Annotated in this window: 8 protein-coding genes and 2 pseudogenes; 2 read left to right on the top strand and 8 right to left on the bottom strand. The window is 47.7% G+C overall.

The window, feature by feature from the left end; genetic code table 11:
* Positions 1-2 precede the first annotated feature (2 nt).
* From glyA to pdxR, 4 genes are all read right to left on the bottom strand, one after another.
* Positions 3-1,268, bottom strand: coding sequence for a serine hydroxymethyltransferase (gene glyA / locus CLV44_RS16605; RefSeq protein WP_106593243.1), 1,266 nt, complete (start codon positions 1,266-1,268; stop codon positions 3-5).
* A 69-nt stretch (positions 1,269-1,337) separates the two neighbouring features.
* Positions 1,338-2,138 (bottom strand): YggS family pyridoxal phosphate-dependent enzyme, encoded by an 801-nt coding sequence (locus CLV44_RS16610; RefSeq protein ID WP_106593244.1) that lies wholly within the window; start codon positions 2,136-2,138, stop codon positions 1,338-1,340.
* Positions 2,138-3,400: a benzoate/H(+) symporter BenE family transporter gene (locus CLV44_RS16615; protein WP_106593245.1), complete on the bottom strand. Its 1,263-nt coding sequence runs from the start codon at positions 3,398-3,400 to the stop codon at positions 2,138-2,140. The genes CLV44_RS16610 and CLV44_RS16615 overlap by 1 nt, the downstream gene beginning before the upstream one ends.
* 181 nt (positions 3,401-3,581) lie before the next feature.
* Complete coding sequence (gene pdxR / locus CLV44_RS16620; protein WP_211298174.1) at positions 3,582-5,153, bottom strand: MocR-like pyridoxine biosynthesis transcription factor PdxR; 1,572 nt, start codon at positions 5,151-5,153, stop codon at positions 3,582-3,584.
* A 58-nt stretch (positions 5,154-5,211) separates the two neighbouring features.
* Between pdxR and serC the strand changes: the two genes are divergently transcribed.
* Together serC and CLV44_RS16630 are read left to right on the top strand one after the other, a co-directional pair.
* Positions 5,212-6,294: a 3-phosphoserine/phosphohydroxythreonine transaminase gene (serC, locus tag CLV44_RS16625; protein WP_106593246.1), complete on the top strand. Its 1,083-nt coding sequence runs from the start codon at positions 5,212-5,214 to the stop codon at positions 6,292-6,294.
* 82 nt (positions 6,295-6,376) lie between these two features.
* Complete coding sequence (locus CLV44_RS16630) at positions 6,377-7,564, top strand: aspartate aminotransferase family protein (protein WP_106593247.1); 1,188 nt, start codon at positions 6,377-6,379, stop codon at positions 7,562-7,564.
* A gap of 186 nt (positions 7,565-7,750) precedes the next feature.
* Here CLV44_RS16630 and CLV44_RS16635 read toward each other — a convergent pair.
* The 4 genes and pseudogenes from CLV44_RS16635 to CLV44_RS17750 all read right to left on the bottom strand — a co-directional run.
* Positions 7,751-8,146: pseudogene (locus tag CLV44_RS16635) on the bottom strand (YebC/PmpR family DNA-binding transcriptional regulator); the annotation flags it as partial.
* A gap of 429 nt (positions 8,147-8,575) precedes the next feature.
* Positions 8,576-9,181, bottom strand: coding sequence for a hypothetical protein (locus CLV44_RS16640; RefSeq protein ID WP_146140028.1), 606 nt, complete (start codon positions 9,179-9,181; stop codon positions 8,576-8,578).
* Between the two features lie 89 nt (positions 9,182-9,270).
* Positions 9,271-10,218, bottom strand: coding sequence for a helicase-related protein (locus CLV44_RS16645; RefSeq protein ID WP_170069378.1), 948 nt, complete (start codon positions 10,216-10,218; stop codon positions 9,271-9,273).
* Positions 10,219-10,335: 117 nt separating this feature from the next.
* Positions 10,336-10,539, bottom strand: a pseudogene (locus CLV44_RS17750) (hypothetical protein); the annotation flags it as partial.
* Between the last annotated feature and the right edge of the window lie 109 nt (positions 10,540-10,648).

Genomic DNA, 10,648 nt, shown 5'->3' on the forward strand with positions numbered 1-10,648 from the left:
TCTCAGGCATAAACCGGGTAGCGGCGGCACAACGACAGCACCTGTTCCCGTACCTTGGCAATGACCGCATCGCGATCGGTGGATTCCAGCGCATCCAGTACATCACACAGCCAAGCCGCCAGCTGCTCGCACTCTTCAACTCCGAAGCCTCGGGTAGTCACCGCCGGAGTACCGATGCGAAGCCCCGAGGTAACAAACGGCGAGCGCGGATCATTGGGCACCGAGTTCTTGTTCGTGGTGATCCAGGCCTCGCTCAAGGCTGCATCCGCCTCCTTACCGGTGTAGTTGCGGCCGATCAGGTCTATCAGCATCATGTGGTTGTCCGTGCCACCGGACACGATCTTGTATCCACGCGCCTGAATAACGGCGGCCATTGCGCGAGCATTGATCACGACCTGTTGTTGATAGGTTCTGAATGCGGGCGCCAGCGCTTCCTTGAACGCCACCGCCTTGGCTGCTATCTGGTGCATCAGCGGACCACCCTGCACACCCGGAAATACCGCCGAGTCCAGTCGTTTGTAAAAGCCCTCATCCTGCCCCTTGGAAAGAATCAACCCGCCACGCGGCCCCCGTAGTGTCTTGTGGGTGGTGCTGGTGACTACATGGGCGTGGGGCAAGGGGTCCGGGTATTCGCCAGCCGCAACTAAACCGGCCACATGCGCCATATCGACCCAGAACAAAGCTCCTGCCTTGTCGGCAATGGCGCGCATCCGGGCCCAATCCTTGCGACGCGAATAGGCTGAAAAGCCACCGATCAACAATTTGGGGCGGGTTTCCAGAGCGATGCGTTCCATCTCGTCGTAGTCGATCAGACCCGTTTCAGGATCAAGGCCATAGGGCACGATTTTGTAATGCCGCCCGGAAAAGTTTGACGGGTTACCGTGGGTCAGATGACCGCCCTGCGCCAGATTCATGCCCATCACGGTATCGCCCGGCTGCACCAGCGCCAGAAAAATCGCCGCATTGGCCTGAGCGCCCGCGTGCGGTTGTACGTTGGCATAGTCGCAATTGAACAGCGCCTTGGCACGATCGATGGCCAGTTGTTCGGCCTGATCCACATACTCACAGCCACTGTAATACCGGCGTCCTGGGTAGCCCTCAGCATATTTGTTAGTGAAAACGGTGTCTTGCACCGCCATCACCAGCGGACTCGCATAGTTTTCGGAGGCGATCAGCTCGACATGGTCCTCCTGACGCTGAATTTCGCCCTGCAAAGCCTCGGCCAACAATGTATCAAAGGTGTCCAGAGTGATCGAAGAGTCGTACATATTGCGTCATTCCTTAACAATAATTGGGTAAGAATAAAAAATGGAAACCGTTCTGTTACAGCCAGCGAACTATGCCGAAGGCCAGTAATGGCTGTCTGGAATAGCGCGAGCACCGAAAATGGCCTGGCCAACACGAACAACAGTAGCGCCTTCCTCTATAGCGATTTCAAAGTCGCCTGACATTCCCATCGACAAATCGTCCAGTGTGACGCCAATGGGTATTTCCTGACGCAAATGGTCTCTAAGTTCGCGCAACGATGCGAAACAGGCGCGAACCCGAGGCACATCAGACGAAAACAGGGCGAGTGTCATCAACCCACGGACGCGTAAAGCAGAAAAATCAGGCATCTGCTGCAGGAAAGTCGCAACCTTGTCCGGTGCTAGACCGTATTTGCTGCTCTCCCCTGAAGTATTGACCTGTACGAAGACATCCAGCCCCCGTCCCTCAGCCTGCAGACGCCGGTCCAGTGCCTCCGCCAGTTTCAGGCTGTCCAGTGCCTGAAACTCACTGGCGAAACGAGCGACCAGCTTGGCCTTGTTGGTTTGCATATGGCCGATCACCGACCATTGCAGCTCCGGCAGGTCGGACAGGTTGCCCCATTTTCGGTAGGCTTCCTGCACCTTGTTTTCACCCAACTGACGGCAACCCGCTTCATACGCCAGCCGCAACTGGGGTTCAGAAAAAGTCTTACTGACCGGCAGCAACCGTACATCCTGAGGATCCCGCCCCACCCTCAGGCAGGCATTGGCGATGCGGTGCCGTACCTGTGCCAGGTTGCGACGGAAATCATCAACGCTGGCCGCCTGAGGGTAGCGCCCATGCTGTTCATGCCACGTTTGAGACGCAGCAGGCTCAAGTAGACGGCTCATTAACTCGCTTCTCCCGAATAGGCCACGAGTTCCGGTGAGGTTTCGGTCTCATCCTCGCGCGTCTTGGTTTGACGGCGAGGCATACGGCCATTGAGCACAAGGTAAGACCCCAGACCGATCACTAATCCCCAAAAAGCTCCCCCAATACCCAGTAAAGTGATATTCGCGGCAGAGGCCAGGAAGGTGATCAGAGCCGCTTCCCGAGATTTGGGGTCGTCCATTGCACTGGCAAGGCTGCCGCCAATCGTGCCCAGCAGGGCCAACCCAGCCAGGGTGCTGATGAAGGCCTGTGGAAATGCCATGAAGACAGCGGCAAGGGTTACGCCAAAAACACCCACGAGAATATAGAAAACACCTGCGGCAATCCCTGCGACCCAGCGTTTGGAAGGGTCATCGTGCGCTTCCTTGCCGGTGCAAATCGCGGCCGTGATAGCAGCCACGTTGAAGGCATGTGATCCAAAGGGCGCCATGAGCAGGGAACCCAGACCCGTGATGGTCAGGATCGGGTTGGCGCTGGTTTTGAAGCCGTCATTACGCAACACCAGCATGCCAGGCATATACTGTCCGGTCAGCGTAATCAGGAACAGAGGCAAGGCAACACTCAACAGGGCATTGAATGAGAACGACGGCATTGTGAAAACCGGTGCTGCCAGTTTCAGCTCCAACGCCGACAGATCAACCCGCTCTTGAAGTAAAAGCAGAGCCACACCCAAGAGCAGAATACCCACCACGGCATAGCGCGCCGTGAAACGCTTGAGTACTACATAAGCCATGATCAGCATACCTGCCAAGAGCGGATCAACGCTCATGCTCCCAAAGGCACCGATGCCGAACTGCAGCAAAATACCGGCCAGCAACCCGGCGGCAATTCCGGATGGAATCAGGCGAATGACTTTTTCGAAGTAGCCAGACAGACCGAGTACTACAAAGGCTACCGCCGATACCATATAAGCACCAATAGCCTCTTCATAAGCTGTTGTGGCCAGAGCCGCGACAAGGAAAGCAGCGGCAGGTGTCGACCAGGCGGTGATGATGGGCTCGCGAGCAATCCAGCTGAGTATGATCCCGGTGACACCAACGCCGATCGAAATGGACCAGACCCATGAGGTCGTCAGCTCAGGACTCAGACCTGCGATCTGTGCGGCCTGGAACACCAGGATGAAGGTTCCGCCATAATTGACGATAACCGAAATCAGGCCCGCCACGAGCGGATGAACAAAGTCATTAAGCCTGGAAGATGAAGTTGAACCTGGACACGACATGATTGCGCGAGCCTCTTCTGACGATTTGAATCAAAACTTGAGGCAATCATTTATATCGTGAAAATGGATTGAAAAAATCGTCCATTGTCATGGAGAGCACCAGACCATTCATTATTTTCAAGTCCGATACTTCGCCTGATAGGTACTTATTTCTTCCAAAAAATAGAAAATTTAGATTCTTCTATCCTTTCATGAGGATGTCAGAAAGGGCTTTAACTGACTTTTCGATTTCATAATTTGATAATGAAGAATAGCCAAGAATCCATCCTTCCATACTATTCTTACCAGTATACAGCTGGCTGAGCCCCAATATGTCTATTCCATGACGTCTGGCTTTTGTGATTGTTTCTGCTTCTGACCAACCCGGTTTCAAATAGCAAGGTATCTGTAACCCGCCTTCAGGTCTTAGCACATCAATAACGCTACTCAAATGTATTTCCAATGACTCGATCATGACGTGGCGACGTTCAGCATATAGCTTACGCATGGATCGTATGTGTGTATTGTAATAACCATCTTCCATGAAACGGGCCAGTGTTAATTGAGGTATTTGTGGCGTATATCCATCCATGATATTCCGAGCATTTATAAAAGAGTCGACCAACTGACGAGGCAGGACCATATAACCTAGCCTTAGCCCCGGAAATAACGTTTTACTGAAGGTCCCCAAGTATATTGTTCTGTCATTATTATCCAGGCCTTGTACACAAGCTGTCGGCAATCCATCATAGTGGAACTCACTATCATAATCATCTTCAACTATCCACTTCCTATTCCTGGCAGCCCATTCTATAAGTTCAAACCTGCGCTCCAATGATAGCGTGACACCTGTTGGATATTGATGCGAAGGTGTGACATAGACGAAACCCGCATCACTCTTGTCATTCTGGAGAATATCGGTTCTCAAACCATTTTCGTCTACTTCAACCGGAATTAAAGGAGCACCATTTGCTTCGAAAACCTTTTTCGCTCCATAATAGCTTGGGTCTTCAATTAGAATAGGCTTATTGGTATCAGAAAAGAGTTGTGCACATAAAAAAAGAGATTGTCTCGTACTACTTAATACAATGATTTGGTCAGGGTTTACATTAGCACCACGCTCCAGGTTCAAGTATGTAGCTATAGCTTTTCTTAAAGGCTCAGCACCTTGTGGGTCGCCATGTAACAGGGCTTTCTTTCCATGCTCCCTTGTGACTTGGCGCTGTAGTTTCTCCCAGGTTTCCATTGGAAATGTACGGGTTTCCGGCAGGCCTGTTGCAAAAGCTTTCGCTGCTCTTGTGTCCGCCACACAACCTGTTCTTCTATAGTTCTCGCCTCGATGACTCAAGCCGAGGTCTATGTTTGAATCTTTTTGCCCGCCTTCGCCAGACCATGTCCGTTTACTTTTCTTCCCTCTTACTGCTCTCCCCAAGCTCTCAGAGACGTAGCTCCCAGACCCTACCCTCCGCTCGATGAAACCATCACGGTGCAATTGGACATAAGCGTTTTCAACTGTATCCCTTGCTATTCCCAGTGACTGAGACAGCTTCCGGGTAGCAGGCAACCTCATACCAGGCGCCAATGTTCCCTCAAGGATAAGGGAACAAAGTGATCGTTGGATCCGCTGGTGTAAATCCAAGGGCTTCAAAGCAGAGCTATTAATCAAAATTCTGAGGGTTTCAAGCTCGAATGTTTTTCCCATTTGGTCTTCCTTGAACACTACAATTGGTACGACTGCGTTATCAATACTAACTTTATACTTATCGGATGTCACTATACTCCTGAGCTGAAAAGCAGCATTACCCGTTAACCTCTAACAGAGCCTAAAGAATGTGATTAGATCCCATAATTTTAGTGCAGGACCGTCTGCCTTACCTATTGAAGTACTTGAAAAAGTCCATCAGGAATTATTCGATTTCTCCGGAACTGGCGCATCCATAATGGAAATTAGTCATCGATCGACTACTTTCAATAGCCTTTTTCAGAAAATTGAAACTGATATAAGATATATTCTCCAAATACCTGAAAATTACAAAGCTCTTTTTTTGCAGGGTGGTGCTACCTTGCAATTTTCTCAGGTACCAATGAATATTCTAAACGGTAAAAAAAAGGCGGACTATGTACATACTGGGCTCTGGTCAGGAAAGGCTATACGCTCTGCTTCCCGATATTGCGATGTCAATATCGTTGCCAGTAATGAAATGACCGGTTTCGACAACATACCTCTCCAGGAAGAGTGGAACCTGAGTAGTGATGCAGCTTATTTACACTACACGGAAAACGAAACGGTTCAGGGAGTTCAATTCAATTACACACCGAACTCATCAGTTCCCTTGGTTTGTGATGCTTCTTCCAGCCTTTTATCAAAACCAATTGAATTGAATCAACATGGTCTTGTCTATGCGAGCGCACAAAAGAATATAGGCATATCCGGAGTTACAATTGTCATCATAAATGAAGATCTATTCAATATGGCATCTAATTCCACGCCAGAAATATTGAACTATACCAGTCTTGCGAAAGCAAACTCCATGATCAATACGCCTGCGACCTTCCCGCTATATATCACAGGACTAATGCTTGATTGGTTGATTTCGCAAGGAGGAATCGCAGAGGTACATCACAGGAACAAACAAAAAGCCGAATTGTTATATGACACCATAAGTTCAAGTGGTGGATTCTATAAAAACAATGTTATAGACGAATTTCGCTCAATCAGTAATGTCCCATTCTCGACTGTATGCTCTGACATGGACCATAGTTTCATTAAAACTGCAGAACAGAACGGATTCAAGGGGCTCAAGGGACATTCATCAACGGGAGGACTAAGAGCAAGTATATATAATTCAATATCCATATCTGAAGTACGTGACCTGGCCGAATTCATGAATTACTTCATGACTAAAAATGGATAACTATTATTCTATTATATGATGAATAAAATTTAATTCGACCATCTGTTATATGAATAGATAAATATCGGATATCAGGAAAATCATGAACAGTAAACAATCATATCTCATGGATGCTTATTCACGCCAAGAAATAGCCTTCGCTTCTGGTTCAGGCATTCGACTGTGGGACAATGACGGTGTCGAATATATAGACGCCATTTCTGGTGTCGCTGTAACCAGCCTGGGGCATTCTCACCCCGAAATCGCCTCGGCTATTGCTGAGCAGGCCTCTCAGTTGATGCACACTTCCAACCTATTCAAAATAGACTGGCAAGAGAGATTAGGTGAAAAGCTTTGCTCAATATCAGGAATGGAACGCGCCTTCTTTTGCAATTCGGGTGCCGAAGCGAATGAAGCCGCTTTGAAGCTGGCCCGCCTGCACGCCAACGCTAACAATGTTTCTGATCCTGTTGTGGTTGTAATGGAAGGCAGCTTCCATGGCCGTACACTGGCAACGCTATCGGCAACAGGCAATCCTGCTGTGCATTGCGGATTCGCGCCCCTGGTCCCTGGTTTCATGCATATACCTTTTAATGACATTGAATCCATACATCGACTGGCTGATCAAGTCTCAAATATAGTTGCGGTACTCGTTGAACCGGTACAGGGAGAAGGTGGAGTAAAAGTCGCTTCCCAAGAATTCATGCAGACTATCCAACACCTGTGTCATAAAAATAATTGGCTCTTCATGGTTGATGAAGTCCAAACAGGCATGGGTCGTACCGGTGCCTGGTTTGGTCATCAAAATGTGGCTGTTAAACCTGATGTCATCACGCTTGCAAAAGCCCTCGGCAATGGCTTTCCAATCGGCGCATGCCTTGCACGTGGTAGTGCCGCAAAATTGATATCGCCCGGCAAACATGCCTCTACTTTTGGCGGAAACCCCCTCGCATGCCGTGTTGGGTGTAGCGTTGTTGATATTATGGAACGCGACAAGATTCCTGATAATGCGCTAATCCAAGGCCAGCGATTGCTTCAAGGCTTGAAGTCTGAACTGGGGGATCATCCTGAGGTTATTGCAATTCGGGGAGAAGGACTGATGATAGGAATAGAGCTTTCCAATTCTTGCGAGAATCTGGTTCAACGAGCTTTATTAGAACATAATATTCTTATAAATGTTACGCGTAAAAATATTATCAGATTACTGCCTCCTCTTATTTGTAACGAAAACGAGACCGATGAAATCGTAGCGCGTATTACTAATCTTGTTCGAAATAAAAGTAGACATTAAGGGTTCCAAAACAGGTCAGCACGAATTCAACCCATTCACCATATCGGGTCATAAACAGAAAAGGAGGTGCCATAGCACCAATCCCTACTATGGGACGGGTTCGGTCTGTGGTCATCCCCATCAGAACTCGACGTTGTGGTACACCTGCTGTACATCGTCCAGATCGTTCAGCATCGCCAGAAACTTATCGAACATGTGGCTGACGCTGCCTTGAGTACCGATCTTGCTTTTGGTCTTGGTGAACGCCTGGCGCACGTCGCCGAAGGTGCGGTTGGGGTTATCGGTCAGACATTCGATGATCGCCATGCTGCCGCCGGGGCCGTAGCCTTCGTAACGCGCCGGAGAGTAGTCTTCACCGCCACCACCTTTGGCCTTGTCGAGCGCCTTGTCGATCACGTGCCCAGGCACCTGATCCTTTTTCGCACGATCGATCAAACCGCGCAGCGCCAGGTTGCCATCGGGGTCAACCCCGCCAGACTTGGCCGTAACATAGATTTCGCGCCCGTAACGGCTATAGAGCTTGGCTTTCATGTCCGAGGTCTTGGCCATCGACTCTTTGCGGTTCTGATACGCTCTGCCCATACGGTGATTACTCCGATAGTGATCTTAAAGCGGCAATTTTACTGCGATATATGCGAGCTGGGTACTGTGCATTTCGGCTGTTGTACGACTTCCCGGTAGGAAGTCATAGAGGTCCGATTTTAGGGGGTGGTCACAGAAGTTCTCGACTCCAAAACCCTGCAGCACTTCGAAATCGCTCATTAAGCATTGTCTTCTCTCTTTGGACTTCATCTAGATTAGATCCCCCCATGAAAGTAAAACAGGATGTTTACAGATGCATTGCCCGCCGATACCACTTATGCTGGGAGACACCGATTGGTAACGTTCACCCGCCACCTTGGTAGTTTTGTCAAAAACTGTACTAGGAATCAACATTTACCTAAGTTGCGAGAGATGAAACCTCCTCCTTCACCAATGCTGGCAGGTCAGACGACGCAAGATCAATTTTCCTCAAGGCCCCCTTGCCCCTTCATCGGTTAGGCTGTCATCGGCTATAAGTGCGCCGACTGCAATAGCACTTGTTCTGGAAAGACCAAGACGAATCAGTGCCAGATGTGTTTGACTCGAGACCCCAAACTCCAATGAAACCTGAAGCTGCTCTAGAGCGCTCGTGTCAATTTCTAATTGATTCTCCCTAGCGACAGCTTCAAGAACCTCTAGATAACAGGCCATATATTTTGGAACAATAAAGCGAGCATATTTTTCAACGTCTTCTAGAACATTTCGAACGACAGTGTTGATTGATTTAGTTCCACCCCTCTTCTTCTCGTATTTTTCGCGATCCTTAATTAACTTGGCTATTGGCTGACCTTGCATCCAATTCACAACTAACAGTGCGAGCATAAAAGAACGCTTATGATTTCCAAATTCGTCACCAGATTGAGAAAGGGTTTTATTTATTCGAGAAAAAACCTTTACGTAGCTGTCCAAAGCATCTGGGCTGGTGGGGTCTGAAGGCACCAATTCCTCGATACGGTTCTTCCTCTGAACAAAATAATCGCGCAGATTCAGAATTCCTGACGGATTCACGCCAGGGTTCGTAACGGAAATATTCACATAAGAACCCATCAATTGGTACTGATTTCCTACCAAATCGTAAAGCTTATCAACGCTTTCAGATTCAACAAACCTAGTGATATAATTACTTAGCTCACCTTTATTATACAGATCGAAAAAAATGAAATAACATAATTAAACTGATAAAAATTACTATCATTTATCTGCGGGAGGCCGTCTTCGATGTACGATATTAGCATTTCGGTTTTGCTTAGGCTTTTCTCAATCGCACTCTCAATTCTATATTCTTGCCGTTTCTTTGGTGGCCCATAAGGCCAAAGAGTCGAGTCGGACGTGTCGATGCAGAATATATTACCTTGAAACTCAATACCCCACCGTCCAGCTCTTCCCGCAAGATTCCAAAAGTCCTCCGGCAGCATATAATTACCGGCACCCTTTTTTGGTCCACGAAGAAAAATATTCTTACAAGACATATTTACACCTTCAATAAGCGTGGAGGTGCAGGCCAAATATTTTAGCTTACCTTGCGCAAATAAATCCTCAATTTTTGACCTAATTATTTGAGGCAAATTACCGTAATGAAATGCTAAACCTTTTTTAAGTACCTTTGCTAAGCTATAATCCCGATGTAGAACTCTTTCAGAGAGTTCTATAAGCTTTATAACCTCATCTTCTTCAGTATCTGAAATATCGAGATAATCTGAGACCAGCTTACATACATTTTCAGCATCTGATGGCCGGTTGACATAGATTAAGTTACCGCTTTCGTCCCCTCCGAACTCAGCAGACAGAAAAGCCAGTCTCTTGGTTTGCGTCGTCGGTCGAAACTTAAGTTCAACACTCAGCCCTCGGGTGTTATCACCGGCCAACTTAGCATTCCATTTTGTTGTTGAGCGTGGCTCCTGATTTATCCAAAAAACGTTTTGGTTAACTGTTATCTCTGATGTATGGACAGCTTCAAAACGCTCATTCTCAAGATGAAACTGCTTAATTTTCTCTGGGTTCTCCGAAAATGGGCTAGTGTAAACAACTTTACTATTTCTACTTTCTGCTTTAGCAATCGCATGTTGAAGCAAAACCCCTCGGTAGGAGTCTCCTATTTTGTGAGCTTCATCGACGAAAATAACATCAAACCTTGGCTGAATCGACGCCAAAAGTATATGTAAACGCTCTTGCGTAAAGATGAAGACCTTTCAGCGCGAGTTTCCCAAAAGAAATTCTAAGGGTAATGTAACGATATCTACGTCTAAATCGATAGCAGAAACTTCTGTCTTAATATCGGAGTATACCTGATTTATTAGGGCTCTAGTTGGAACTAAATAAAGTAAGTTTGCACAAGAATTGTTAACTAAATGATCAGTAAGTATTTTGTAAAGTATGAAAGACTTACCTGCCGAAGTGGGAGCAGATGCCTAGATTGCCATCATAAGTGACACACGCCTGCCCGCCAGATATTCCAACGGAGAAATATACTCTAACGCTTTTCTTGGTCGCGCGTTAATCAAA

The organism is Marinobacterium halophilum (assembly GCF_003014615.1).
Lineage (GTDB): Bacteria > Pseudomonadota > Gammaproteobacteria > Pseudomonadales > Balneatricaceae > Marinobacterium > Marinobacterium halophilum.

Bases quoted from the DNA above. Each gene is read 5' to 3' on its own strand.
- glyA (WP_106593243.1), bottom strand. From the start codon at position 1,268: ATGTACGACTCTTCGATCACTCTGGACACCTTTGATACATTGTTGGCC.
- CLV44_RS16610 (WP_106593244.1), bottom strand. From the start codon at position 2,138: ATGAGCCGTCTACTTGAGCCTGCTGCGTCTCAAACGTGGCATGAACAG.
- CLV44_RS16615 (WP_106593245.1), bottom strand. From the start codon at position 3,400: ATGTCGTGTCCAGGTTCAACTTCATCTTCCAGGCTTAATGACTTTGTT.
- CLV44_RS16630 (WP_106593247.1), top strand. From the start codon at position 6,377: ATGAACAGTAAACAATCATATCTCATGGATGCTTATTCACGCCAAGAA.